This is a genomic window from Xanthomonas sp. 3058, assembly GCF_014199765.1.
Lineage (GTDB): Bacteria > Pseudomonadota > Gammaproteobacteria > Xanthomonadales > Xanthomonadaceae > Xanthomonas > Xanthomonas campestris_B.
On the sequence record NZ_JACHOF010000003.1, the window covers coordinates 345,197 to 371,013 of the forward strand.

Below are 25,817 nucleotides of genomic sequence, written 5' to 3' on the forward strand. Positions count from 1 at the left end.
CCGTGGTCCCGACAACGCCAATCGCCCCGCTGTCATACCATTTCAATACCGCACCCCATGGCCGGCGTGCCCGGTTCCAGTCTACCCAGGCGACGCAGACGCGGATGGCAAGCACGCCAAAGCAGGCTCGACCCTCCAAGACCAAAGGTGCGCTTGTCGCCACGCAGCGACTTGCCTACTCTAGGCCGTAATACCATTCCAATACCGGAGTTCGGACATGAAGCGACGCAACAGGAAGTCGGGCTTGCGCCTGCTCTCGGTCTTGGTGGTAGCGGGACTGGCCGCGCCTGCGCTGGCCGAGCCGGTGACCCAGCCGGCGCTGTTCCCGACCCCGGTGTCGATCGCGCTGGAGGGGCAGACGATCGCCTTGGGCCGGTCGGTGGTGCTGGTCGTCGCACCGGGCGCAGACCCGGAGTCGGTCGCGCTGGTGCGCCGCATCCTCGGCACCGCAGGCGTCACCAAGATCGCCACCGCGTCGCGTCTGCCGGCCACGTTCGACCGCCCGCACCTCGTGCTCGGCACCGGCGATGCGGCGGTGGTACGCGATGCACTGGCGCGTAGCAAGGCAGCGCAGGACACGCACAAGGAGGGTTACACGCTCGCCAGCGTGGCGCTTGGCACCGGCAGCCTGATCACGCTGGCCGGCTACGATCACGATGGGCTGTTCCATGCGGCGCAGACGCTGCGTCAGCTGGTCGAGCGCCCGGCCATTCCGACGCTGGTGATCCAGGATTATCCGGCGATGCCGATCCGCGGCACCATCGAAGGGTTCTACGGCGCGCCGTGGTCGATGGCCGATCGCAGCAAGCACATCGAGTTTCTCGCCCGCACCAAGGCCAACACCTTCATCTACAGCCCGAAGGACGACCCGTACGCGCGCGATCGCTGGCGCGAGCCGTACCCGGCCGCCACGTTGAAGGCGCTGGGCAAGCTGGCGGCCACCGCCAAGCGCAACCATGTCGATTTCGTCTATGCGATCTCGCCGGGGCCGACGGTCTGTTTCTCCGATCCGGCCGATGCCAAGGCGCTGTTGCGCAAGTTCGATGCGTTCCGCGCGCTGGGCGTGCGCAGCTTCTATGTGGCGCTGGACGATATCGAATACACCAAGTGGAACTGCGAGCGCGACAAGACCACCTTCGGCGATTCCGGCGCGCAGGCGGCCGGTATCGCGCAGTCGCATCTGCTCAACCTGGTGCAGGCCGATCTGGTCGCCCGCCACGATGCGTCGTCGGAACTGATCATGGTGCCGACCGAGTATTTCGACGCCAAGGAAAGCCCGTACAAGGAAGCGCTGCGCAAGCACCTGGACCCGAAGATCGTGGTGCAGTGGACCGGTACCGACGTGGTGCCGCCGGCCATCTCCATTCCCGATGCACGTGCGGCGACCAAGGCGTTCGGCCGCAAGACGCTGCTGTGGGACAACTATCCGGTCAACGATTTCGAAACCTCGGCCGGGCGTCTGTTGATGGCGCCCTACGCGCGCCGCGAAGCCGGGTTGTCGGCCGAGCTGTCCGGCATCGTCTCCAACCCGATGAATCAGGAAGTGCCCAGCCGGGTCGCAGTGATGGGGCTGACCGCGTTTGCGTGGAACGACACCGGCTACGATGCCCAGCGCACCTGGCACGCCGCCGCGCGCGATCTGGCCGGTGGCGACGCGCAGGTGACCGCCGCGCTGCTGACCTTCTTCGATACCCAGCACCTGGCGCCGACCTTCGGCAGTCAGCCATGGCAGGAACAGGCGCCGCGCCTGAAGGCCGTGCTCGACCATGTGCGCGAGGCGATTGCGCTCGGGGATGCAGCAGCGCGCAGCCAGGCCATCGCCGAGCTGGCACGCACGGCGGAGGCGTTCGCAGCTGCGCCGCAGAGCATTCGTGCAGGCGTGGTCGACAAGGGCTTTGCGGAACAATCGCGTCCCTGGCTGGAAGCGATGGAGCACTGGGGCAGCGCGTTGCAGCAGACCGCAGCCGGATTGGAGGCGGCCAATCGCGGCGATGCCCAGGCAGCTGCGTTGTTTGCCGAAGCGGCCGCATCGGCCGCCGTGGCCTCCGCGATCCCGTCCATTCCCGGCGCCACCCGCTTCGGTGGCCCGGTCAAGATCGCCGATGGCGTACTGGACCGGTTCGTGGCCGACGCGCCGAGGCTGATCGCCTACCGCGTGCCATCGGCAGCAGCACCGGCGACGGCGCAGTGACGACCGGAGCGGCAAACCGTCGGTCGGAAAACCATCTCACCTCTTCTTGACAGCCAATGAGACTCCAGACACTGTGCGCGCTGCGGTCAGGGGGCTGCATCACACGCAATATCCGGCGGGCCGATGCGGCCGCCGACCGGCGCAGATGCTGCGCGCCGTCCCGTGATGCGGGGAAGTCCCCAGGTGTTGACGGCAACTGCGCCACTTCCAGACGTCGTTGGGCTATGCCTGCGTGCGCAAGGATGCGGAAACGATGCACTACCACTGATGGGGGATGCGATGAAAAGGACCGCAATATTGCTCTTGGCGTGCACCGCGTTTGGCTGCGTCTGCGACGCGACGGCGCAGTCGTTGTCGCGCGGATGGGACAGCTATCGCCAGCAGCAAAAACAGCAGCAGGCGGGCGCGCAGGGTGGCACCGCGCCGGTAGCGGCGCCGTCCAGTACGTCGCAAGCCGCCACTGCTGCCACCTCGGTCGCAGCGAGCCAGGCCGACAATGGGTTTACGACCGTGACAACGGATGCCCCTGAGGTGCCAGCGACGGTAGCTCCGGCGCCCGCACCCAGTTACACGCAGACCGAAGCATCGCGCATCGACAGCGGTGCGTTTATCGGCGTGCAGGGCGGCAGAGGCGAGGTGTTCGACGGCTACAAGCAGGACATGCTGGGCTTTAACGCCGGTTACCGTTGGCGTGCCGGCTCGGTGACGCTGATCGGTCTTGAGGCATCGGCTGGGCGTTTGGATCGCACCGGCAATGCGGACGACGTCTTCGTTCCCGCAGTGAGGTTCGCCGGCCTGGGAGGCACGGCACGTTTCAACTTCGGTGACAGCCCGCTGTTTGCGGTGGTGCGCGTGGGGTCGTGGTATGCCGACGTCAAGGACATGAGCGAGGAAATCTACGGCGGCTACGCAGGCCTTGGCCTGGGCGTGGATCTGGGGAGATATGCCAGCTTGAGTGTGATGTATACCAACTACATCTACGCCAAGGACTATTACGACTACAGCGAAGACATCACCATCAATCGCGCTGAAGTACTGAATATCGGCGCAGAAGTGCGCTTCTGATCAGGCGAGCCGAGCAAGGGTCGATGGCGAGCAGGGCGGATGGCAACATCCGCCCTGTTGTCGTTTTGACGATGTAAAACGCTCGACGATCCGCTAGTGCACGCTCTTCACCCGCGCACCGGCATCACCAACGCGCAGATGTGGTGTCATGTAGGACAACGCTGCGGCGTAAACAATCACGATGAGGAAGGTATGGATGTCTTTGCGCAATTTTTGACCGACGAGCAGGATCCGGCGGCGGTGGGCAGGATCCTGCCCAAGGTGACCGAATTACTGACCCGCGACGAGCAGGTCGAATACATCGCCGTGCAAAAGAAGGTGGTGATGAACCTGTCGCCGGACGCGGTGGTGCTGACCAATCGCAGATTCATTGTGGTGTGCCCGAAGCTGTTCGGCATGACGTTCCGGGATTTCCCGTGGCGCGAGGTGCTCGATGTGCACATGAGCGAGCAGATGCTGGGTGCGACGATCATGTGTCGCACCACGCAGGGCGAATACGCCGCCGTCGACAGCCTGCCCAAGAAGCAGGCGCGGCGCGTGTACGCCTATGCGCAACAGGTGGAAGAATCCGCTTACGAAAAACGCCAGCAGCTGGAAATCGACAAGCTGCGTGCGTCGGCCGGTGGCGTGGTGGTGCATGCGCCCACCGCACAGGGCGCCATGCCTTCGGTCCCGCCGACCCCGGTGCCCGCCACCGACGATCCGATACAGGTGCTGAGCAAGCTCAAGCAACTGCTCGATGCGGGACTGGTCACTCAAGAGGAGTTCGACAGCAAGAAGGCGGAGGTGCTGTCGCGCTTGTGAGAGCGGCTGCCAGACCACGCAGGCAGCCGTCCGCTGACGTGGGCGGTGGAGCAACAGCGTGGGCGTGCGCTACGCGCGGCGCCCAGTACCTATCAAGACCCAAGCACCGGCCACTGTCTGCAGTGCTTCAGATCGCCGCTTGGAGCGGCGGTCTGTCTGCGCCGCTCGGCGCTTGCGCAACCTGCGCGCAAAAGTGCAACGCGGGCTGTCAGTGAGCGCGGCAGGGGACACGCCCGTGCGTCCAGCCGGCAGGCGGGCGCGCTGCGCATGTCGCCTGATGGACCTGTCGACTTAGCCCGCCGGCGTGCGGAACCGGCTGCCAACGGGGACATGGCGATGATTGCGCGCCGTCCATGTCCACCTGGCCACTGCTGACGCTGTATCGCTGGCCGGGCTTACTCGCCCAGCGCCTTGGCCACGAACGGCGGTGCGACCAGCACGCCGGTATGCAGATGCGCGGTGTAGTACAGCGTGTCGAAACCCTTGGCCTGCGCATCGTTTTGGCGGAACGCGAAATCGGCGTTGGCCTGCTTGCTCGCCATGGTCACGCTCCACCAGCCGGTGGGGTAGCACGGCTGCGGGAACGGCAGGGTCTTGAACGACTGGAAGCCGGCCTTGCCCATTTCGGTGCGCATTTCCTTGATCAGCTCCAGCAGCGCCAGCGGCGATTCGGACTGCTGCACCAGGATGCCGTCGTCCTTCAGCGCCTTGAAGCAGCTCTGATAGAACGCCTTGTTGAACAGGCCTTCGGCCGGCCCCACCGGGTCGGTGGAATCGACGATCACGATGTCCACGCTGCCGGCCGGGCAGTTGGCCATGTAGGCCACGCCGTCGTCGAACAACAGCTCGGCGCGCGCATCGTGGTTGGAATCGCACAGCTCGGGGAAATACTTCTCCGACATGCGCGTGACCTGCTCGTCGATATCGCACTGGGTAGCGCTTTCCACGCCCGGGTGCTTGAGCACCTCGCGCAGCGTGCCGCAATCGCCGCCGCCGATGATCACCACGCGCTTGGGCGCGGCGTGGGTGAACAGCGCCGGGTGGCTGATCATCTCGTGATAGAAGAAATTGTCGCGGGTGGTCAGCATCACCGCGCCATCGATGAGCATCAGCTTGCCCCAGTCGGTGGTCTGGTAGATCTCGATCTTCTGGAATGGGGACTGCACCTCGTCCAGCTTGCCGCTGATGCGGAAGCCGATCGCCGAGCCGGTCGGCTGGAAGTGTTCGATGTACCAGTTGTCGTTGGCGCTCATGCGTTGATCCTAGAAAGAAGCGGGCTGTTCCTTTTCCCGGCGGGAGAAGGTGGCGCGTCGCGCCGGATGAGGGTCGGGCGTCGCTTCGTGCAGCGCAAACTGCGCAGCGGCTGACCCTTGCTCTGCCCCGATCCGGTCAGGAGCGGGGCGTGAAGTCGGCGCGGATTGTAACGGACCCTGCGCGTGCCAGGCGTTACACTTCACGCCCTTTTTGCCCCAGCCGAGACAACGAAATGAGCGATTGGTCCCTCGACCAAGCCCGCAAGACCTACTCGATCCCGCATTGGGCCGATGGGTATTTCGATGTGAACGCCGCCGGCCACGTGGTGGTCACCCCCACCGTCGACGGCCCGTCGGTGTCGCTGCCCGAGGTGGTGGACGCCGCGCGCGCGGCCGGCGCCAAGCTGCCGCTGCTGGTACGCTTCCCGGACATCCTGGGTCAGCGGCTGGGCAAGCTGCAGGCGGCGTTCGCGCAGGCGCAGTCCGAATGGGACTACGCCGGCGGCTACACCGCGGTGTACCCCATCAAGGTCAACCAGCACCGTGGCGTGGCCGGCACCCTGGCCAGCCATCACGGCGACGGTTTCGGCCTGGAAGCGGGCAGCAAGCCCGAGCTGATGGCGGTGCTGGCGCTGTCGCGCCCGGGCGGGTTGATCGTCTGCAACGGCTACAAGGACCGCGAATACATCCGCCTGGCATTGATCGGGCGCAAGCTCGGCCTGCAGACCTTCATCGTCATCGAAAAGCCCTCCGAGCTGAAGCTGGTGCTGGAAGAGGCGCGTGCGCTGGACGTCAAGCCGGGCCTGGGCGTGCGCATGCGGCTGGCCTCGCTGGGCGCGGGCAAATGGCAGAACAGCGGCGGCGACAAGGCTAAGTTCGGGCTGTCGCCGCGTCAGGTGCTGGACCTGTGGAAGACGCTGCGCGACACCGAGTACGCCGACAGCCTGAAGCTGCTGCATTTCCACATGGGCTCGCAGATCTCCAACGTGCGCGACATCGCCAACGGCATGCGCGAGGCCACGCGCTACTTCGTGGAACTGTCGCGGCTGGGCGCCAGGATCAGCCATGTCGACGTCGGCGGCGGCCTGGGTATCGATTACGAAGGCACCCGCTCGCGCAGCTATTGCTCGATCAACTATGGCCTGCATTCGTATGCCAGCAATATCGTGCAGCCGCTGGCCAGCGCCTGCGAAGAACACGGCCTGACCCCGCCGCGCATCGTCACCGAATGCGGCCGCGCGATGACCGCGCACCATGCGGTGCTGATCGCCAACGTGTCCGAAGTGGAGCAGGCGCCGGAAGGCCGCGTGCCCGACGCGCACGACGACGAACCGGCGGCGATCCGCCACCTGCGCGAGATCCACGACGAACTCGACGTGCGCCCGGCGGTGGAACTGTTCCAGGAAGCGCAGCACTTTCATGCCGAAGGGCTGAGCGCCTACGCGCTGGGCCAGATCGACCTCACCCACCGCGCGCGCATCGACGACCTGTTCTATGCCATCGCCCACGGCGTGCGTGCGCGCCTGAGCTTCGACGAGAAGAGCCATCGCCCGGTGCTGGACGAGCTCAACGAGCGGCTGGTGGACAAGTACTTCGTCAACTTCAGCGTGTTCGAGTCGATCCCGGATGTGTGGGCGATCGATCAGGTCTTCCCGATCGTGCCGATCGAACGCCTGAACGAAGCGCCGCAGCGGCGCGGCATCATTGCCGACATGACCTGCGATTCGGACGGCATGGTCAAGACCTATGTCGAGAACGAGAGCCTGGACAGTTCGATGCCGCTGCACACCTTGAACGCGGGTGAGAGCTATCGCATCGGCTTTTTCCTGGTTGGTGCGTACCAGGAAATCCTGGGCGATATCCATAACCTGTTCGGCGATACCGACGCGGTGGAAGTGGCCGTGGACGGCGACGGCTATCGCATCGCGCAGCAGCGCCGTGGCGATACCACCGACGTGATGCTCGACTACGTGGGCTACCAGCTGGACACGCTGCGCGCGACCTATGCCGAGCGCATCGCCGCCGCGCAGCTGTCGCCGGAGCGCGCGCAGGAGCTGAGCCAGGCACTGGAAGCGGGCTTGACCGGGTACACCTATCTGTCCGACGAACCGTTGGCCTGATCGCCCGAACCCATGCATCGCGCGGCGGCGGCTGCCATCGCGCGATGTGCGGGTTGGTAGGTTTGCGCGACGGGCGTCAATGCGCCAGAGACGTGTGCAGACGCCCCCCGGCGTCGCTGGCTTGGCCGGTGCGGTGTCTGGAAAAACCCGCAAGACGTCACGATTCGACACCGTGCACTAGCACGGGCCGACCTGATTGCAGGGTCTGGCCCTGAGATGGCGGATCTTTTGGATTGGCAGCGTCGATCGTCAAGGCCGGATTGTGCGATCGAATCGATCCGTGTCCCCCACCAGGGCGCATGTTTCTGATCGATCACATTCAAACCATCAAAGCGTGATTGTGAGAATACGTACGGTGTTCTCTGCAATCGATAGCGGCATGCGTCAATGGTTTGCGCCATTATCCAAGTGTGGCGGCGATGTGTTGTTCAGTGGTCTTGTCGCGTCCTGGCTTTTTAACGTTGCGGCGCATCTGCATGCCGCTTGAGCCACCCCTGTCTGCCGTCCGTGTCCCCACCAGGGCGCATGTTTCTAATCGATGACATTCAAACCGCCAAAGCGTGATTGTGAGAATACAGACGGTTTTTTTGCAATAGATCGCGGCATGCATCAATGGTTTGCGCCATTATCCAAGTGTGGCGGTGATGTGGTGCGCAGTGGTCTTATCGCGTTCTGGCTTTTTGCCGTTGCGGCGCATCTGCACGTCGCTGAGCCAATCCTGCGCAGCATGTATTGCGCTCTCCATGCCTCTTGCTCGTACGGTTGCGCTTACTTGCAAACGTTTGTGCGTAGAACGCTAATCAAAATCACAGTTTTGAGAGAAATATTTTTTTTCTTGGCGGAATTCGTGATATTTGCACGGTTCATTCCAGCGCCCAATTGTTAGTGTCTATTTAACTTGCCAGGACGCAAGTTGATGTGGGAACAGACAGTTGTCCATCGGGGGTTCGATGGCGCGTGTCGCTTCGTTGTGTGTCTCCATTGTGCGTTACCACCGTGTATCGCCGGCATCCGCTGGTGGTCGATGGTGTCCCCTACCTCCTTCAAGCTGATCCGACGTCTCATCGGCCGCGTTGCGGTTTAGGCGCATCGGGCGGCTGTGCGCCACCCAACAAGGATGCACGTAATGCACACTGACGCCCCTCCCGTGTTTCCTCTGACCAAAGCCCAGCGCGGCCTGTGGGTCGCCAGCAAACTGCATACCGACAACACGTTGATGTTGTCCGAAGCGTTGGAGATGTTCGGCCCACTGGATCCACAGGTGTTGATCCGCGCCACCATGCAGCTGACGCGCGAATTCGACACCGTGCGGCTGTGCATCCGCGAGCAGGATGGCGTGCCGCATCAGGTCGTCATGCCCGAGTACAACGGCACGGTTCCCTTTTTCAATGTCAGCGAAGATCCGTCGCCGCGCAACGCCGCCGAGCACTGGGTAGACGCGGAAATCCGCAAGCCGGAAAATCTGCAGGACGGGCCGTTATGGCAGTGCGCGGTGTTCCGTCTTGGCGAAGATCACCATATGTGGGTGCAGTGCGTGAGCCATCTGGTGATGGATGGCTATTGCGCATCGATCATGATGCAGCGCATGGCGGTGCTGTATAACGCCTACGCGCAAAATGTCGAGCCGGAACCTGCGCAGTACGGCAGTGCGCTGTCCTTGCTCGAGATGGAGCAGCAATACCGCGAATCGGATCGGTTTCAGCGCGATCGCACCTACTGGATCCAGCAGCTGGCCGATCTACCGCCGCCGGCCACCTTGGCGCGGCCCGGCAATCATTTGTCGACCGGGTTGTTGCGTGGCATCGGACAGTTCTCGCCGCAGCAGGTGGTGCGCCTGCGTGCGCTCGGCAAGGACTACGGCGCGAGCTTGCCGCAGATGTTGATTTCGCTGATCGCCGCGTATTACTACCGCTGCACCGGCGCCGAAGATCTGGTCCTGGCCATGCCGGTGACCGGGCGCATCAATGCGCGTTACCGGCAAACCGCAGGCCTGGTGGCCAATGTGATTTCGCTGCGTTTGAAGATGGATCCGCAGCAGCCGATCCATGCCTTGTTCGCGCAGGTGTCGTCGGTGGTGCGGCATGCCTTGCGTCATCAGCAGTATCGCTTCGAGGACGTGCGCCGCGATCTGGGTCTGTTCGGGATCGAACAGAAGTTCGCGCGCCTGGCGGTCAATATCGAAGCGTTCGACTACGCACTGCGCTTTGGCGATGCGTATGCGATGCCGCATAACCTGTGCAACGGCCCGGCCGACGACCTGACCATCTTCTGCTACGAACGTGGCGACGGCGCAGCCTTGCGTTTCGATCTGGATGCCAACCCTGCGTTGTACGACAGCGACGAACTGGCCGAACACTGCCGCCGCCTGACCCATCTGGCCGATGCGGTGCTGGCCAACCCGGAATGCGCGCTGGGCGAGGTCGATGTGCTGGGCGCTGAAGAACGTCGGCGTCTGCTGCAGACCTGGAACAATACCGCCGCGCCGCTGCCGGAAGCGGCCACGCTGCTGCACGGCATGCTGGAGCGCGCCGAGCTGATGCCCGCTGCGGTGGTGGTGCAATACGACAACCGCACGCTGGATTACGCCACGCTGTGCGAACTGGCCTCGCGGATCGCCGCGCAATGGGTGGCCGATGGCGTGCGTCCCGGCGATGTGGTGGCCGTTGCGTTGCCGCGCAGCGAGCAATTGCTGGTGGCCTTGCTGGCGGTGATGTGGAGCGGGGCGGCGTATCTGCCGCTGGACCCGGAGAGCCCGGCCGCGCGCAACCGGCAGATGCTCAACGATTCCGGTGCCATCGGACTGGTGTGCGAGCCGGCCTTGTGCGAGCGCTATCTGCTTGGTGGCATGGTCTGGCTGGATCCGCGCCCGGCGGTGTTGCCGGAGGCGATCGCGCCGCTGGCCACGCCGGACGGCACCGCCTACGTGCTGTACACCTCCGGCTCGACCGGCGCGCCCAAGGGCGTGGAAATCAGTCATCGCAACCTGTTCAATTTCCTGCATGCGATGGAGCAGGAGCTGGCATTGCGACCGCGCGACCGCGTGTTGGCGGTCACCACCATCACCTTCGATATCGCCGGGCTGGAGTTGTATCTACCGTTGCTGGTGGGCGCACGCGTGGTCATCGCGCCGGCGGGCATCACCCACGACCCGCGCGGCCTGTCGCGCTTGATCGCACACGAGCAGATCAGTGTGGTGCAGGCCACGCCATCGCTATGGCGCATCCTGCTGGCCAATCAGGACCTGGCGCTGGACCGTATCCACGCGCTGGTCGGCGGAGAAGCCCTGATCCCGGAACTGGCGACCCAGTTGCTGAGCCGGGTCGGGCGGCTGACCCAGTTGTACGGGCCGACCGAAACCACGATCTGGTCGACCATCATGCCCTTGCAGCTGACCGACGCGGCGGCGCCGCCGATCGGCAGGCCGCTGCTCAACACGCGTGTCTACGTGCTCGACGCGCAACGACAACCGTTGCCGACCGGCGCGGTGGGCGAGTTGTATATCGGTGGCGCAGGCGTGGCCAAGGGCTATCGCGGCAAGCATCAGCTGACCAGTGAACGCTTCGTGCGCGACCCGTTCGCAGACGACGGCAGCACCATGTACCGCACCGGCGACCGCGTGCGTCAGCGCAACGACGGCCTGCTGGAATTCATCGGCCGTGCGGACGCGCAATTGAAGATTCGCGGCCATCGGGTGGAGCCGGCCGAAATCGAAAACGCCTTGCTGCTGCATTCGCAGGTGGCGCAGGCGGTGGTCGTCGGCCACAGCGATGGCGACAGCAACGCGTTGCAGCTGCTGGCGTATGTGGTAGGCAAGCACGGCAACACGCCATCGACCGAGCTGCTGCGCGCCCATCTGCAGCAGCGGTTGCCGGCCTCGATGATTCCCACGTTGTGGGTACCGTTGCCGGCCTTGCCGCTGACCCCCAACGGCAAGCTGGATCGCCGCGCCTTGCCGGCTCCTGGCGCCTTGTCGCAACGCGCGCACGTCGCCCCGCGCGATGCACTCGAACGCCAGCTGGCCACGATGCTGCAGGACGTGCTGGGCATCGAGGTGGTGGGTGTGGACGACAACTTCTTCGAGCTCGGTGGCGACTCGCTGCGTGCGGCGGAAATGGCCGCGCGTTTCCCGCAGATGTTCGGTGTCGAGCTATCGCTGGGCACGCTGTTCCATGCGCCGACGATTGCCGGCCTGGCCGACGTGATCAAGCGCAGCGCGCAGATTCCGAACGATCCGCTGGGCGTGCTGTTGCCGCTGCGCGTGGGCAGCGCGGGCGTCACCCCGCTGTTCTGCATCCATCCGGTGGTCGGGCTGGGCTGGTCGTATCTCACCCTGCTCGGGCAGCTCGATCCGCAGTGGCCGGTGTATGCGTTGCAATCGCCGGCACTAAGCGACCCGCAGCATCGCCCGGAGAGCATCGAGGCGATCGCCCACGATTACCTGGCGCGTCTGCGTACGGTGCAGCCGCACGGACCGTACCGGCTGATCGGCTGGTCGCTGGGCGGTCTGATCGCCCACGCCATCACCGCCGAATTGCATGCACTCGGCGAAGAGGTCGAATTGCTGGCGATGCTCGACAGCTATCCGCATCTGGAACAGGCCGCGTCGCTGCCGGAGTCGGAAAACGTGCGCGCGTCGGTGCATGCCTTGGGCCTGAATCTGGCGCATGGCCAACCGATGCCGACCACCGTGGCCGAGCTGGCCAGCCTGCTGTGCAAGCACTACGGGCTGACCGATGTGCCGGCAGTGCGCCAGTTGCTTGAGCAACGCCCGACGCTGCTGGACGATCTGGGTGGGGTGACCCAGCATCACCTGCACCTGGCGCGGCGTCACCGGCCCAAGCGGCTGGACCAGGACGTGCTGTTCGTCGAAGCAAAGGTGCGTATCAGCTCCGGCGGCGACGATGCGCAGTGGGTGGATTACCGGCCGCAGGCGTGGCATCCGTACGTGCGCAACCTGCACCTGCACGTGTTGGACAGCGACCACCATTCGATGCTCTCGTCGGCCCACTCGGCCACGCTCAGCACGTTGCTGCATGCGGCCACCGCGCAGGCCACGCAGCGCGCCGACTGCACCGCCAACGCCAACGCCAACGCCAGCGACGGAGTGACCGAATATGCGTGAATCCGTCGCTGACCCCGCACGCCAGCGCCCGGTGCTGATCGCCACCCTGGGCACGCATGGCGATGTGCGTCCGATCATTGCGCTCGCGCGTGGCCTGCAGCAGCGCGGCTATCCGGTGCGGGTGCTGACCAGTCCCAACTTCGAGGCGCTGATCCGCGCCAACGGGCTGGAATTCTTCCCGCTCAGCGGCGACCACCAGAAACTGATGCAGGGCCATCCGGATGTTGCCGAGATGCGCGGTGGCTGGCGCGGCATCTGGGGCACCTTGCGTGCGCAGCTGCTGGAGTGGGCGCGCGACTGGGCCGAGCAGGGCCGCGCGGCCTGTGCCGATGCCGGCTTGATTCTCGGCGTCGGCAGCGCGAGCCTGCTGGCGCACAGCCTGGGCCAGGCCTATGGCCTGCCGGTGGTGCTCACGCAATTGCAGCCGCTGACCGCTTCGCGCCATGTGCCGTTGATGGTGATGCCCACCGTGCGTCTGCCTGGGGTGGTGAGCGTGGCGCTGCATCACGCGATGCGCTTTGCCGGCTGGCAGCTGATGCGCCCGGCGCTCAACGGCATCGTGCGCCCGGCATTGGGGTTGCCGGCGTATCCGTGGATTGGCCCAGATCGCAGTGCGCAGCGCGTGTTGTATGGCTATAGCGAGCATCTGTGCCCACGTCCGCCGGACTGGCCGGACCGGGCCCAGGTCAGCGGTTTCTGGCAGTTGTCGCAGCCGCAGTGGCAGCCGCCGGCCGCGCTGGAGGCGTTTCTGCAGGCAGGCCCGCCGCCGCTGTACATCGGTTTCGGCAGCATGATCAGCAGCGATGCGGCGCAGCTCACCGCCATCGTCAAGGCGGCAGTGCGTCTGACCGGTCAACGCGCGCTGCTGGCCAGCGGCTGGGGCGGGCTGGCGGCTGCGGAAGACGCGTCCGACGATGCCGGGCGCTTTTTCCAGCTGGAGCAGGCACCGCACGATTGGCTGTTCCCACGCGTGTCGGTAGCGGTGCATCACGGCGGCGCCGGCACGACCGGTGCCGCGCTGGCGGCGGGGATTCCATCGGTGGTGCTGCCGTTCGGCTACGACCAACCGTTCTGGGCGCACTGCCTGGCGCAGCGCGGCGTGGCGCCGCCTGCGCTCGCACGGGCCGGCTTGCAGCCGCAGGCCTTGGCCGATGCCATGCAACAGGCCAGCGCACCGGCAATGAGGGCGGCGGCACGCGCACTCGGCCAGCGTATCCGCGAGGAAGATGGAATCAACACGGCGGTGGATCAGCTGGAAGCCTGGGCCCTGCTGCAACCCGCCCGGCCGGTTGCAGCGCGCATGCGGAGCGAGCAGCAGGCCGTGGCATGACGGCTCACGCAGTGGGGGGAGCCGCTGCGTCGAGGCCCGAAGCACCCTGCGGCGCGTGTCACCACGGGCAGCTAACGGGCACCTGTACGCAACTCAGGTAAGCCGCTGTGTGGGGGGGCGTCGGCTGTCAGTGCGTGTTGGTGTCATGGGGTATCGCACTGCCAGACGCCCGCGTCGGGCCACGCGCTGTGCCAGCACGCGCCGCTACGTCGGCTCGAGGTACGCCGCATGCGCCTCGTGTAGTCGCTGGCTGAGGATCGCGGCCGGCCGTGCGATCGCTGGCGCAGGTGTTGCCTCGGCGCGATGCAGGTTCAACCCGAGCGCGGGCAGTGTCGGCAACCCGGCGTGGCCGTGCGGCCGCACTGCCAGCAGGCCGACGGACGTGCGCAAGGTCAATCCCGGCCTGGCGCTCACGGGTCCAGATCCCGGCCAGGCTGCTGCCGGTGAAGGCGATACGCCACGGCGTGCCGGCCCGGTCCAGCGCGGTGGTCGCCGCGCTACGTAGCCGACCGGGCATCCAGCGTCACCAGTGACAACGCGCGTGTCCATGCCGCCGTTTTCCATGCTGGCCCAGCAGCGGCGGCGATCCGGTGCAGCGGCCACGGCGCCTGCGTCTGAAACCGCGCAGAGGCGATCCCGGCCTCCCAGGCTCCCGCTGCCCGCTGCCGAGCAGTTCCTGATGGCGGGCCGGATGCAGGTCCATCTGCCCCTGGGCTGAGCACGCGCAAAGCGGCGGCGCATAGCGATGCCGACATCGCTGCATCGGTGTGTCTGCGGCACAATCGGGCTTCCTCTGCTCACCTCGCCCGCATGCGCTATCCCGCCCTCGATCTGCTGCGTGGCATCGCCATCGTCTGGGTGATGCTGTTCCATTCGTTCGTGGTCGGCGGCCTGGGGCCGGACTGGGCGTGGTTGTCGCGCTATGGCTGGATGGGCGTGGACCTGTTCTTCGTGCTGAGCGGATTCCTGATCGGCACCCAGGTGCTGTCGCCATTGGCGCGCGGGCAGCGGCTGGACTTCAAGGATTTCTATCTGCGCCGTGCGTTTCGCATCGTGCCGGCGTTCTTGGTGGTGCTGATCGTTTACATGGCATGGCCGCAGTTTCGCGAGTCACCCGGGCTGGCGCCCTGGTGGATGTTTGTCACCTTCACCCTGAATCTGTTCGTGGACTACGGCCGTGATGCGGCGTTCTCGCACGCCTGGTCGCTGTGTGTGGAAGAGCATTTCTACCTGGTGTTTCCGCTATTGGCGACGCTGCTGTTGCGGCGGCCCTCGGCGGCGCGTTTCGTGGTGCTGTGCGTGGCGGTCGTGGTCGCCGGCATCGCGCTGCGTGCCGGCGTCTGGTTGCACAACACGGCCTTGGAGAGCGCAGGTGCGGGCCTGCAGCGCAACTGGTTTATCGAAGACATCTATTACCCGACCTGGAACCGTCTGGACGGTTTGCTGGCCGGTGTCGTACTGGCGGTGCTCAAGGTCTTTCGCCCCGACCTGTGGCAACGGCTGCAACGACATGGCAACGCCTTCCTGTTGGCAGGCGTTGCGATTCTGGCGTTGGCCCTGTGGCTGTTTCGCGAGCGCACCGGCCTGCTCGGCAATGCGGTGGGCTGGCCGGTGCTGTCGCTGGGGCTCGCCTTGCTGGTGCTTGCAGGCACCGCCAGCAGCGGAGTGCTTGGCGGGTTGCGCGTGCCAGGCGCGGCATGGCTGGCGGCGATCTCCTACAGCCTGTATCTCACCCACAAGGCGGTCTTCCACCTGACGCACCTCTGGTTTGGCCCCGCGCTGGAAGGGCAGGGCATGCGCGCGTTTGCGGTGTATGGCGTGGTGGCGGTGCTGGGCGGCGCGTTGTTGCATTACGCAGTGGAACGCCCGTTCTTGCAGCTGCGCGATACGCTGGTGCGGCGAGGCGCGCGGCCTTCGGCCGCAGCTGAAAGTGGCTGATCGCGCAGGGCGAGCGGGCATCAGGGCAACCATGGATGGCCCCCAAAAGTGCGGTGCGCGATCCATGCCGTGCATCTGCCGCGCACCTCACGGTTGCGCAGTCACGGCGAGTTGGCGTGGCGATCAAACGCGCGATGCCATGCGCTATTTGCTGCACGCCGCACGCGGGCTTTCCGACGGGCGCTGCGCAGAGCGCCTATCGGCAAGGCAGCGAACGTGCATGGGTGTTCAAGCGATGCATGGCCGATTGCGATCACGCTGCCCATACGAACACGCCGCGCAATGCGCGGCGTGTTCGTCTCTCTCGATGCCGGGCGTTGTGCGCACGCGCCAGATCCACGCAACGTCGTATCGCTACCGATACACAGCCCGCAGAGGTGTCTGTTGGCGCCTGCCGTATAGCTGGGTCTCGATCAGGCACTGCGGCCAAGGAGTGCTAGAAACAGTTGCCGCGCGCACATTGAATCAGCACGGTGCACGCCATTGCAATCGGAAACAGAACCACCGGCGCAGTGATCAGGATCCACCAACGTCTTGCCCATCCCAGCAGATATGCCACGCTCACGAACCAGATCACAGCAAGCGTCCAGAAGACTAGCGAAAGCGCTCCAAATGCCATGCCAAACCACGCATCCTCGGCGAACATCTGCCATGGCAGCATCACGCCAGCGATTGCCACGGCCACACCACTCAGCCAATGTGCCCGCTTGATTTTTCCGTGATCTCGCATCCTTGCCCCCTTCATGTGTGCTTGGCCTCAGTGCGCGTCGCGTGCCACCTGGAAGCCGGCGAACGACTGCGTCACCGGCATGATTTCCAGCCGATTGATATTCAGATGCGCAGGCAGGCTGGCGACGTAGAAGATCTGCTCGGCGATGTCCTCGGCAGTCATCGGCGTGGCGCCGCGATACAGCGTGTCGGACGCCGCCTGGTTGCCGCCGGTGCGCACCAGGGTGAATTCGGTTTCGGCCATGCCTGGTTCGATCGAGGTCACGCGCACGCCAGTGCCATGCAGGTCGGCGCGCAGGCCCAGCGAAAACTGCTGCACGAACGCCTTGGTGCCGCCGTAGACATTGCCGCCGGTATACGGGTAGGTCGCTGCGACCGATGCGATGTTGATGATGGCGCCACGGCGCGCGATCAACGCCGGCAGCAGGCGGTGGGTGAGGGTGACCAGCGCGGTGACGTTGGTGTCGATCATCTGCTGCCACTGCGTCAGGTCGGCTTGCTGCGCGGGTGCCGTGCCCAGTGCCAGGCCGGCGTTGTTGACCAGTACGTCGATGTCGGCGAAGTCGGCCGGCACTGCGTCGATCGCTGCCGACAAGGCCTGCGCATCGCGCATGTCGAACGCGGCGGTATGCACCTGGCCGGCGGGCAGTTCGGCGGCCAGCGCCTGCAGGCGCTCGGCACGGCGGCCGGTGGCGATGACCTTCCAGCCGGCAGCGGCAAAGCGGCGCACCGCAGCGCTGCCGAATCCTGAAGTGGCACCGGTAATCAGAACAGTCTTGGACATGGGGGATGACTCCTGCGAACGAGGGGGGGCAGGTGAAGGATCAGGGCGTGGTGGCAGCGCCTGGTGCGCGTGCCTGAGCGCGACGTGCGCGCACCATCGCCTCGCTGAGCGGCTCGCGCGACAGCACGCGGCCGTGTCGTAGGTGCAAAAGCAGATAGGACGCTGACGCTGCGGTAGCGCTGGCAGGCGTTGCGGTTGGCAAGGCGATCAGCAGCTCGCCGTCGATCCAGTCGGCGGCAAGTGGTGCGCGTTTTCCCGGAAACAGCACATCGATCGGCAACACCGGCGGCGCGTCGTCGCACGCGCCGATGACGACGCGATCGAGCAGCAGTTGCGCGTTTTCCACCCGCCACGAGGCCTGGTAACCACGCCAGTTGGCGCTGCAATTGCCCAGCGCCTCCTGCGCATGGGCGACGAAGCGCTGCCAGGTGGCCTGATCGTCGAGCACCGACGACAACGGCTCGGCCAGCAGCGCTGCCTCCTGTCCGTCGATCTGGATGCGGTCGGGGATCTGCTCGGTGGCGTTCGCCGCGCCGATCAGTCCCCACCACAGCAACAGGCCGGCGGCGCGAGGCAGCATTTATTGCGCCTTGATGGCGATGGCAGGCAATCCGCTGCCGGTCAGTTTCTGCTTGGCCTCGGCCAGTTCGCTGGCGCTGCCGTAGGGCCCCATGCGCACGCGGTAGACCGTCTTGCCGCTGATGTCGGCCGATTCCACGCGCGCGGCCAGGCCCATCATCGCCAGCTTGGCCTTGGTCGATTCGGCGTCGCCGGAGGCACCGAACGAGCCGGCTTGCAGGATGTAGCGGGTGTTGTCCGTCACTGCAGGGGCGGCCGCTGGGGTTGCAGCTGCGGTCGTTGCAGCGGGTTTTGCCGCAGCATTGGCAGCTGCGGCCGCTGACGTGGTGAGCGCTGCGGTGCTGGCTGGTGCCGGTGTCGCCGCCGGACGTGCGGGCGCGGTTTCCGCAAGCGGTTTCGGCGCGCTGGCGCTGGTTTCGTTCAACGGTACCGGCACGCTGGCTGCCGGCGTGGCCGCTGCCACGCGTGCACCCGGTGCAGGCGCAACCGGCTTGCCTTCCAGCGCCGCGCGCGCGCGCGCGGCTTCTTCGGCGCGTGCGCTGGCGGCCAGTTCGGCATCGGACATCTGCACTTCCTTGCCGGGCAGCAAGGTGTAGAAATCGTATTGGGTCTGCGCATCGCCGGGCTTGGCCTGCGGCTTGGGCGGCTGCGTGCTGGGCTTGGGCAACTCGGCCGGCGTATCGACGTCGGCATCGGCCACCGGCTCGGGCTGCGCATCGGGATTTGCGCGTGGGCCCACGCGCAGGAAGCCGTCGCCGTCCTTCTTGAACAGGTTGGGTGCCGCCAGGAAGATCACTGCCGCAATCGCCGCGCCGGCCACCAACCACACCCAACCGGGGGTGCCATTGCTGGTGTTGCGTCGCGCCTGACTCTTACCGCGTCGTGCTGCCATCTACCACTTCTCCGAATCATGTCGTTGCGGGCCATCTGGCCCGACTTGGCGCGGCTTGTAGCCACTGTGCAACCGCTGGACGGTGCGGCCTTGTGCGCGGCCGCTCCATTCGGCCCGATCATTCTGGCCCTGAGCGCGCCGGTCGCAGCCACCCGGCGATTGCGCGCCAGGTGGTGCCAGTCACTGTTACATCTTTTCCGGGGCGCTGACGCCGAGCAGTTCCAGGCCGTTTGCGAGCACCTGTTGCGTGGCGACGGCCAGGGTGAGTTTGGCGTCGCGCTCTGCGGCATCGTCCACCAGCAGCTTGGTGTTGTGATACCACGTGTGGAAGGCATGCGCCAATTCACGCAGGTACTGTGCGATCTGGTACGGCTCCAGTGTCTGGCCGGCGATTTCCACCACTTCCGGGTAGCGCGACAGCTCCAGCATGACGTTGAGCGAATGCTCGTCGTCCAGGCCTGCGAGCTGCGCCAGGCCGTTAGCCTGTTCGTACTTGAAGCCCTTCTCCTGCGCCTGCCGCAGCACGCTGCAGACGCGCGCATGCGCGTACTGCACATAGAACACCGGGTTGTCGTTGCTCTGCTGACGGGCCAGGTCGATGTCGAAGGTGAGCTGCGAATCGGGCTTGCGTGCGATCAGGAACCAGCGCACCGCATCGGCGCTGGTTTCTTCGATCAGGTCGCGCAGGGTGACATAGCTGCCGGCACGCTTGGACAGCTTCACTTCCTCGCCGCCGCGCATCACCGTGACCATCTGGTGCAGCACGTATTCCGGCCAGCCTTGCGGGATGCCCAGCTCCAGCGCCTGCAGGCCGGCGCGCACACGCGTCAGCGAGCCGTGGTGGTCCGCCCCCAGTTCGGTGATCGCGCGCTCGTAGCCGCGCTGCCACTTGGTCAGGTGATAGGCCACGTCCGGCACGAAGTAGGTGTAGGTGCCGTCCGACTTGCGCATCACCCGGTCCTTGTCGTCGCCGAAGTCGGTGGACTTCAACCACAACGCGCCGCCTTCCTCGTAGGTGTGGCCGGAGGCGATCAGCTTCTGCACCGCCTCGTCGACCTTGCCGTCCTTGTACAGCGAGCTTTCGAGGAAATAGATATCGAAATCGACGCGGAACGCGGCCAGGTCGTGGTTCTGCTCGTTACGCAGATAGGCCACCGCGAAGCGGCGGATCGATTCGACATCGGCCGGGTCCTTGCTGCCGCTGACCATGTGCCCTTCCAGGTCGACGGTGTCGCCGGCCAGGTAGGCGGTGGCCACATCGGCGATGTAGTCGCCGCGGTAACCGTTTTCCGGCCAGCCTTCGCTGTCGGGGGTGAGTCCCTGCGCACGCGCCTGCACCGACAAGGCCAGGTTCTCGATCTGCACGCCGGCATCGTTGTAGTAGAACTCGCGCTTGACGTTCCAGCCGTTGGCATCGAGCACGCGTGCCAGGCTGTCGCCGATCGCCGCCGCGCGGCCGTGGCCGACATGCAGCGGGCCGGTCGGGTTGGCCGAGACGTATTCCACGCCCACCGAGCGGCCGTTGCCGGCCAGGCCGCGACCGTAGTCGTGGCCCTGCTTGATCACATGCGCCACTTCGCGTTGATACGCGGCCGGGGCAAGGTGGAAATTGATGAAACCCGGACCGGCGATCTCCACCTTGGCCACGTCGTCGCTGGCCGGCAATGCCGCCAACAGCGCCTGGGCGAGTGCGCGCGGATTGCTGCGCGCCGGCTTGGCCAGCAGCATCGCGACGTTGGTGGCGAAATCGCCGTGTTCGCGCGTCTTGGGGCGCTCGACCACGAAATCCGGCGGCAGGGTGTCGGCAGGCAGGGTGCCGTTGGCGCGCAAGGCTTCAATGCCTTGGCCGATCAATGCGCGGAGTTGGGCTTTCACGTGGGATCTGCTTGGAACCAAACCAGCGATTTTACCCGACCGCGCGCCCCGGGGTCGGGCCGATGGTTCAGGTCACCGCCGCAGCGTCATCCCAGCCAGCCGCGCTCGGCCAGCGAGACCGGGCGCCCGTCGCCGATGACGAAGTGGTCGAGCAGGCGGATATCCACCAGATCCAGGGCGTCCAGCAGGCGTTGGGTGACCGCGCGGTCGGCCTCGGACGGCTCCGGGTTGCCGGACGGATGGTTGTGCCCGACGATCACCGCCGCCGCGTTGTGCAGTAGCGCCCGCCGCACCACTTCGCGCGGATGGATGTCCGCCCCGTCGATGGTGCCGGTGAACAGTTCCTCGAAGGCGATCGCGCGATGTTTGGTGTCCAGGAACAGCACCGCGAACACCTCGTAGGACCGTGAACGCAGCCGTTGCGAAAAATAACGTCCCACGCTGGGCGGATCGCTGAGCGCTTCGCCGCGTTCCAGCTCGCTCAGCAGGTGGCGATGGGCCAGCTCCAGCGCCGCATTCAGCTTGCAGGCGGAGGCCGGACCCAGCCCGGGCAGGCGCGCCAGCGCCGAGGCGGGGCGGTCCAGCAGCAGGCGCAACGGGCCGTGGCGATGCAGTAGATCGCGCGCGGTGCGTACGGCGTCCTGCCCGCGCAAACCGGAGCCGACGAAGATCGCCAGCAGCTCGGCATCGGATAACGCAGGCGCCCCGCGCGCCAGGAGTTTCTCGCGCGGGCGTTCGTGGGTGGGCCAGTCGTGAATGTGCATATGGCGAGATTGCCGGTGCTTATCGCGCACGCCCATCAGGCCAGGCGGGGGCATCGGCTAATCTAGTTGTCCTTGTAACCGTAGGACGACTCCGACGTGATCGGCTCCACTCAGGCCCGCCCCCTGGACGGACAGCGTTTGCTGCTCTGCGTCGGCGGAGGCATTGCTGCTTACAAATCGCTCGAACTGGTCCGTCGCCTGCGCGACGCTGGCGCGCAGGTGCAGGTCGCCATGACCAGCGGCGCACAGCAGTTCGTCACTCCGCTCAGCTTCCAGGCGCTGTCCGGGCAGCCCACCCGCACCACGCTTTGGGACAGCGCCGCCGAACAGGCGATGGGGCATATCGAACTGGCGCGCTGGGCCGATCAAGTGATCGTCGCCCCAGCCACTGCCGACCTGCTGGCGCGCCTGGCGCACGGCATGGCCGACGATCTGGTCACCACGCTGTGCCTGGCAACCACCGCGCCGCTGACCGTGGCGCCGGCGATGAACCACCGGATGTGGCTGCATCCGGCCACCCAGGCGAATGTGGCGACCCTGTCCGCACGTGGCGTGCGCGTGGTCGGCCCCGACGACGGCCCGCTGGCCGAAGGCGAATCCGGTCCTGGCCGGCTGGCCGAGCCGGCGGCGATCATTGCCGCGCTGGTCGGAGCCGATGCTGCCGGCAGCGCTGCGCCTGCCTCCAGCAGCGCAGCCGCTCGGGCGTTCGTGCCCGGCAGCGCGCAGCTGGAGGGCCTGCGCATCGTGATCAGCGCCGGCCCCACCTTCGAGGACCTGGACCCGGTGCGCTACGTGGGCAACCGCAGCAGCGGCAAGATGGGCTATGCGCTGGCCGCCGCCGCCGCCAACCAGGGCGCCGACGTGGCGCTGGTCAGCGGCCCGGTCCATCAGGCCACCCCGCCCGGGGTGCAGCGGATCGACGTGCGCTCAGCGGCGCAGATGCGCGATGCGGTGCTGGGCGCATTCCCTGCCGATATCTACATCGGCGCCGCTGCGGTCGCCGACTACACCCCCAAGCGGGTGGTCGCACAGAAGATCAAGAAGACCGGCGAAACGCTGACCCTGGAACTGGTGCGCACCCCGGACATCCTGGCCGAGGTCGCTGCGCAGACCGGCGCACTGAAGCTGGTGGTCGGTTTTGCTGCCGAAACGCACGACGTGGAGCATTACGCGCGTGGCAAGCTGGTCGCCAAGCGGCTGGACCTGATCATCGCCAACCAGGTCGGGATCGAAGGCGGCGGCTTCGAAAGCGACAACAACGCCGCCACCGCCTATTGGCAAGGCGGCGAGCGTGTTTTTCCCAGCAGCAGCAAGACCGAATTGGCCGAGCAACTGTTGGCCCTGATCGCGGAGAGATTGCAGGCATGAGCACCCCGACCCAGTCCTTGCAGGTGAAGTTGCTCGACCCCCGCTTCGGCGACCCGTGGCCGTTGCCGGCCTACGCCACCGAGTCCAGCGCAGGCATGGACCTGCGCGCCGCACTGGAAGCGCCGATGACGCTGGAGCCGGGCGATGCGGCGTTGATTCCCAGCGGCATCGCGATCCATCTGGCCGACCCGCAGCTGTGCGCGGTGATCCTGCCGCGTTCGGGCCTGGGCCATCGCCACGGCATCGTGCTCGGCAACGGGACCGGACTCATCGATGCCGACTACCAGGGGCCGCTGCTGATCAGTACCTGGAACCGCGGCCGCGCCGCCTTCACCATCGAGCCGGGCGACCGCATTGCGCAGTTGGTGATCCTGCCGATCGTGCGCGTGGGCTTGCAAGTGGTGGATACTTTCGTCGACAGCGCGCGGGGAGCGGGTGGATTCGGCCACACCGGGGTGCGCTGACAGGGGGCGTTAGATGAGCAAGGGGAACCAGCGCAGGCAGTCGATGTCCAGCGCGCGCACGAGTGCGCCGGTATTGGGGGGGATCTTGGTGTTGCTGGCGGCCTGGTTCGGCTGGAGCGGCTATGCGCAATGGCACCAGGACGCGATTGCCCAGCAACTGGAGCAGGCACGCGACCGCGCGGTGCAGGAGGTGGGCCAGGCGATGTCCAGCCAGGCCAGCCAGCTCGATGCCGTGCTCAAGCAACCGCAGGTGTCGGCCGCACTGGCCGGTGGCGACGCGCTGGCCAGTGCGGCGGCCATCCGCGAACGGGTGAGCGGTGCCGAAGAGGTGCAGGTACTGCCGAGCGATCTCAGTGCCGCCTACGACACACCCAAGGAATTCGGCTACGCGCGACTGAGCCTGCTCGAATCGGCGCTGGTGGCCGGGCGCACGCAGGTGCATGTGGTGCGCGACGCCAAGCAGGTCCGCCTGGGCGTGGCGGCGGCGGTGAAACTCGGCACCCAGCCGGCCGTGGTCTATGTGCGCCTGCCGCTGCTGCGCCTGACCGGCCCGCTGGATGCGATCGCGGTCCCCGGCAGCGCTTATCTGGCCTTGCGCCAGGGCGGTTTCAACGTCGCCCAGCAGGGCGATGCGGCGTTGGCCGATGCCGCTGAAACGCTGGCCAAGCCGTTGGGAAACAGTGGCCTGCGCGTCGCCGCCGCCGTGCCGCAAAGCGACACTGGCCCGTTGGGGCTTGGCGCGATCGGCTGCGTGATTGTGGCGGCGTTGCTGCTGATCATTGCGGTGCTGGTGGTACTTGCCAGCCGTGGCCGCGTGCGCTTGCCGCGTCGCCGCGTCGCCGGCGCGTCGACTGCCGACGAACCGACCTTCAGTCAGAGCCTGCAGCACGATGCCCGTGTGGCCAGCGAAGCGGGCGTTGCCGAGGAGGGTGCGCCGCCATCGACGCCTGCGCAGGCACCGGTGTCGGTGCCGGTACCTGCGGTGCAGATCGCCGCCGGGATGTTCCGTGCCTACGACATTCGCGGCGTGGTCGGGAAAGATCTCAATTCCGGCGTGGCCGCGTTGATCGGCCAGGCCATCGGCAGCGTGATGCAGGCGCAGGGCCTGCACGACGTCGTGGTGGGTCGTGACGGACGCCTGTCGGGCCCGGAAATTGCCAACGGCCTGATCGAAGGGCTGCGCCGCGCCGGCTGCAACGTGGTCGACATCGGCCTGGCACCCACCCCGGTGGTGTATTTCGGAGCCTACGAATTGCGCGCCGGCAGTTGCGTGGCGGTCACCGGCAGCCACAATCCGCCCGACTACAACGGCTTCAAGATCGTGATCGGCGGCGAGACCCTGTCGGGCGCGGCAATCACCGAGCTGTATCAGCGCATCAGCGAAGGTCGCCTGCACACGGCAGCCACGCCCGGCGAGCTGGAACAGCGCGACATCAGCGATGCCTATATCCAGCGCATCGTTGGCGACGTCTCGCTGGACCGCCCGATCAAGGTGGTGGTGGATGCCGGCAATGGCGTGGGTGGCGACATCGCACCGCGCCTGCTGGAGGCGATCGGTGCCGAGGTCATCCCGTTGTATTGCGAGGTGGACGGCACCTTCCCCAACCACCACCCCGACCCGAGCGAGCCACACAATCTCGGCGATCTGGTGAAGATGGTGCAGCGGTTCGATGCCGACATCGGTGTGGCCTTCGATGGCGATGCCGACCGTCTCGGTGTGGTCACCAAGGAAGGCGCCATCGTGTTCCCTGACCGCCTGCTGATGCTGTTCGCCGCCGATGTGCTGCAGCGCAATCCCGGCGCGCTGGTGATCTACGACGTCAAGTGCACCGGCAAGCTGTCCGACCATGTGCTGCGCAACGGCGGCAGCCCGTTGATGTGGAAGACCGGGCATTCGCTGATCAAGGCCAAGATGCGCGAAACCGACGCCGAACTGGCCGGCGAGATGAGCGGGCACTTCTTCTTCAAGGAACGCTGGTACGGTTTTGACGACGGCATCTACGCCGCCGCCCGCCTGCTGGAAATCCTGGCCCAGCGCGAGGAAACCGCGTCCGAGGTATTGGACGCATTGCCCGACAGCGTGTCCACGCCGGAGATCAAGGTGCCGGTGGACGGCGATGCGCACGCGCTGGTGGCGCGCTTCGTCGAGCGTGCCCAGTCTGGCGAAGAATCGCCATTCGCCTCGGCCCGCGTGTTGACCATCGATGGACTGCGCGCAGACTTCGCCGATGGCTGGGGCCTGCTACGCGCATCCAACACCACGCCGATCCTGGTGCTGCGGTTCGAAGCCGAATCCGAGGCGGCATTGGAGCGGATTCGCGGCGTGTTCCGCAGTCAATTGCAGGCGCTGTTACCCGAGCATCCGTTGACCTTTTGATTTGCGGTCGGCTGAGGCAATGCATCGGCTGCGCTGTTGCCTGGAGACAGGCCGCGCGGCGTGTGGCGAGGTCTCTCGGCCACATGCCGCTTCAAGCCTGGCTGATGGTGGATGTTGAGCGCCATCGACTGCCTGATGAGGGTCAACCTCACAGCGAGGTCG

The 25,817-nt window shown here is 66.1% G+C and carries 18 protein-coding genes; 10 read left to right on the top strand and 8 right to left on the bottom strand.

What is annotated here, in order from left to right:
* Window positions 1–217 precede the first annotated feature (217 nt).
* The 3 genes from GGR61_RS07040 to GGR61_RS07050 all read left to right on the top strand — a co-directional run bounded on the left by GGR61_RS07040 (window position 218) and on the right by GGR61_RS07050 (window position 4,060).
* Window positions 218–2,191: a beta-N-acetylglucosaminidase domain-containing protein gene (locus GGR61_RS07040; RefSeq protein ID WP_184620920.1), complete on the top strand. Its 1,974-nt coding sequence runs from the start codon at window positions 218–220 to the stop codon at window positions 2,189–2,191.
* Between the two features lie 279 nt (window positions 2,192–2,470).
* Window positions 2,471–3,256: a hypothetical protein gene (locus tag GGR61_RS07045; protein WP_184620921.1), complete on the top strand. Its 786-nt coding sequence runs from the start codon at window positions 2,471–2,473 to the stop codon at window positions 3,254–3,256.
* A 192-nt stretch (window positions 3,257–3,448) separates the two neighbouring features.
* Window positions 3,449–4,060: a PH domain-containing protein gene (locus GGR61_RS07050; RefSeq protein WP_184406357.1), complete on the top strand. Its 612-nt coding sequence runs from the start codon at window positions 3,449–3,451 to the stop codon at window positions 4,058–4,060.
* Between the two features lie 395 nt (window positions 4,061–4,455).
* Here GGR61_RS07050 and speE read toward each other — a convergent pair whose 3' ends face one another.
* Window positions 4,456–5,313, bottom strand: coding sequence for a polyamine aminopropyltransferase (gene speE, locus GGR61_RS07055; RefSeq protein WP_184620922.1), 858 nt, complete (start codon window positions 5,311–5,313; stop codon window positions 4,456–4,458).
* 233 nt (window positions 5,314–5,546) lie between these two features.
* On the opposite strand from speE, the gene speA reads away from it, so the two are divergent.
* The 3 genes from speA (at window position 5,547) to GGR61_RS07070 (ending at window position 13,885) form a co-directional block, all read left to right on the top strand.
* Window positions 5,547–7,433, top strand: coding sequence for an arginine decarboxylase (gene speA, locus GGR61_RS07060; RefSeq protein ID WP_184620923.1), 1,887 nt, complete (start codon window positions 5,547–5,549; stop codon window positions 7,431–7,433).
* Between the two features lie 1,126 nt (window positions 7,434–8,559).
* Complete coding sequence (locus GGR61_RS07065; protein WP_184620924.1) at window positions 8,560–12,555, top strand: non-ribosomal peptide synthetase; 3,996 nt, start codon at window positions 8,560–8,562, stop codon at window positions 12,553–12,555.
* A complete protein-coding gene (locus GGR61_RS07070; protein WP_184620925.1) occupies window positions 12,548–13,885 on the top strand; it encodes a glycosyltransferase in 1,338 nt (445 codons plus the stop codon). Before GGR61_RS07065 ends, GGR61_RS07070 begins: the two co-directional genes overlap by 8 nt.
* 204 nt (window positions 13,886–14,089) lie before the next feature.
* Here GGR61_RS07070 and GGR61_RS07075 read toward each other — a convergent pair whose 3' ends face one another.
* Window positions 14,090–14,299, bottom strand: coding sequence for a hypothetical protein (locus tag GGR61_RS07075; RefSeq protein ID WP_184620926.1), 210 nt, complete (start codon window positions 14,297–14,299; stop codon window positions 14,090–14,092).
* A gap of 396 nt (window positions 14,300–14,695) precedes the next feature.
* Between GGR61_RS07075 and GGR61_RS07080 the strand changes: the two genes are divergently transcribed.
* The gene (locus GGR61_RS07080) at window positions 14,696–15,823 is read left to right on the top strand and encodes an acyltransferase (RefSeq protein WP_184620927.1); all 1,128 of its coding nucleotides are present in this window, start codon (window positions 14,696–14,698) and stop codon (window positions 15,821–15,823) included.
* Window positions 15,824–16,259: 436 nt separating this feature from the next.
* Here GGR61_RS07080 and GGR61_RS07085 read toward each other — a convergent pair whose 3' ends face one another.
* The 6 genes from GGR61_RS07085 to radC form a co-directional block, all read right to left on the bottom strand.
* On the bottom strand, window positions 16,260–16,553 hold the full coding sequence (locus GGR61_RS07085) for a hypothetical protein (protein ID WP_184620928.1): 294 nt from the start codon (window positions 16,551–16,553) through the stop codon (window positions 16,260–16,262).
* A 27-nt stretch (window positions 16,554–16,580) separates the two neighbouring features.
* Window positions 16,581–17,336 (bottom strand): SDR family NAD(P)-dependent oxidoreductase, encoded by a 756-nt coding sequence (locus GGR61_RS07090; RefSeq protein WP_184406349.1) that lies wholly within the window; start codon window positions 17,334–17,336, stop codon window positions 16,581–16,583.
* Between the two features lie 40 nt (window positions 17,337–17,376).
* Window positions 17,377–17,916 carry a hypothetical protein gene (locus tag GGR61_RS07095; RefSeq protein WP_184620929.1) on the bottom strand — a complete coding sequence of 180 codons (540 nt, stop codon included), beginning with the start codon at window positions 17,914–17,916 and terminating at the stop codon, window positions 17,377–17,379.
* Entirely contained in the window at window positions 17,917–18,807 is an 891-nt protein-coding gene (locus GGR61_RS07100) for an SPOR domain-containing protein (RefSeq protein WP_184620930.1), read from the bottom strand.
* Window positions 18,808–18,993: 186 nt separating this feature from the next.
* Window positions 18,994–20,682, bottom strand: a complete 1,689-nt coding sequence (gene argS, locus GGR61_RS07105) for an arginine--tRNA ligase (protein ID WP_184406346.1) — start codon at window positions 20,680–20,682, stop codon at window positions 18,994–18,996.
* Between the two features lie 86 nt (window positions 20,683–20,768).
* On the bottom strand, window positions 20,769–21,482 hold the full coding sequence (radC, locus tag GGR61_RS07110) for a DNA repair protein RadC (protein WP_184620963.1): 714 nt from the start codon (window positions 21,480–21,482) through the stop codon (window positions 20,769–20,771).
* Window positions 21,483–21,542: 60 nt separating this feature from the next.
* Here radC and coaBC point away from each other — a divergent pair, with 60 nt between their 5' ends.
* The 3 genes from coaBC to GGR61_RS07125 are packed head-to-tail and all read left to right on the top strand — an operon-like array spanning window position 21,543 to window position 25,655.
* Window positions 21,543–22,814: a bifunctional phosphopantothenoylcysteine decarboxylase/phosphopantothenate--cysteine ligase CoaBC gene (gene coaBC / locus GGR61_RS07115; protein WP_184620931.1), complete on the top strand. Its 1,272-nt coding sequence runs from the start codon at window positions 21,543–21,545 to the stop codon at window positions 22,812–22,814.
* Complete coding sequence (gene dut, locus GGR61_RS07120; protein WP_184620932.1) at window positions 22,811–23,278, top strand: dUTP diphosphatase; 468 nt, start codon at window positions 22,811–22,813, stop codon at window positions 23,276–23,278. The genes coaBC and dut overlap by 4 nt, the downstream gene beginning before the upstream one ends.
* A gap of 13 nt (window positions 23,279–23,291) precedes the next feature.
* Entirely contained in the window at window positions 23,292–25,655 is a 2,364-nt protein-coding gene (locus GGR61_RS07125) for a phosphomannomutase/phosphoglucomutase (protein ID WP_184620933.1), read from the top strand.
* Window positions 25,656–25,817 lie beyond the last annotated feature (162 nt).

Bases quoted from the DNA above. Each gene is read 5' to 3' on its own strand.
- dut (WP_184620932.1), top strand. From the start codon at position 22,811: ATGAGCACCCCGACCCAGTCCTTGCAGGTGAAGTTGCTCGACCCCCGC.
- GGR61_RS07090 (WP_184406349.1), bottom strand. From the start codon at position 17,336: ATGTCCAAGACTGTTCTGATTACCGGTGCCACTTCAGGATTCGGCAGC.
- GGR61_RS07050 (WP_184406357.1), top strand. From the start codon at position 3,449: ATGGATGTCTTTGCGCAATTTTTGACCGACGAGCAGGATCCGGCGGCG.
- GGR61_RS07065 (WP_184620924.1), top strand. From the start codon at position 8,560: ATGCACACTGACGCCCCTCCCGTGTTTCCTCTGACCAAAGCCCAGCGC.
- GGR61_RS07095 (WP_184620929.1), bottom strand. From the start codon at position 17,916: ATGCTGCCTCGCGCCGCCGGCCTGTTGCTGTGGTGGGGACTGATCGGC.
- speE (WP_184620922.1), bottom strand. From the start codon at position 5,313: ATGAGCGCCAACGACAACTGGTACATCGAACACTTCCAGCCGACCGGC.
- GGR61_RS07045 (WP_184620921.1), top strand. From the start codon at position 2,471: ATGAAAAGGACCGCAATATTGCTCTTGGCGTGCACCGCGTTTGGCTGC.
- GGR61_RS07070 (WP_184620925.1), top strand. From the start codon at position 12,548: ATGCGTGAATCCGTCGCTGACCCCGCACGCCAGCGCCCGGTGCTGATC.
- speA (WP_184620923.1), top strand. From the start codon at position 5,547: ATGAGCGATTGGTCCCTCGACCAAGCCCGCAAGACCTACTCGATCCCG.
- GGR61_RS07125 (WP_184620933.1), top strand. From the start codon at position 23,292: ATGAGCAAGGGGAACCAGCGCAGGCAGTCGATGTCCAGCGCGCGCACG.
- GGR61_RS07085 (WP_184620928.1), bottom strand. From the start codon at position 16,553: ATGCGAGATCACGGAAAAATCAAGCGGGCACATTGGCTGAGTGGTGTG.
- radC (WP_184620963.1), bottom strand. From the start codon at position 21,482: ATGGGCGTGCGCGATAAGCACCGGCAATCTCGCCATATGCACATTCAC.
- GGR61_RS07040 (WP_184620920.1), top strand. From the start codon at position 218: ATGAAGCGACGCAACAGGAAGTCGGGCTTGCGCCTGCTCTCGGTCTTG.
- GGR61_RS07100 (WP_184620930.1), bottom strand. From the start codon at position 18,807: ATGGCAGCACGACGCGGTAAGAGTCAGGCGCGACGCAACACCAGCAAT.
- GGR61_RS07080 (WP_184620927.1), top strand. From the start codon at position 14,696: ATGCGCTATCCCGCCCTCGATCTGCTGCGTGGCATCGCCATCGTCTGG.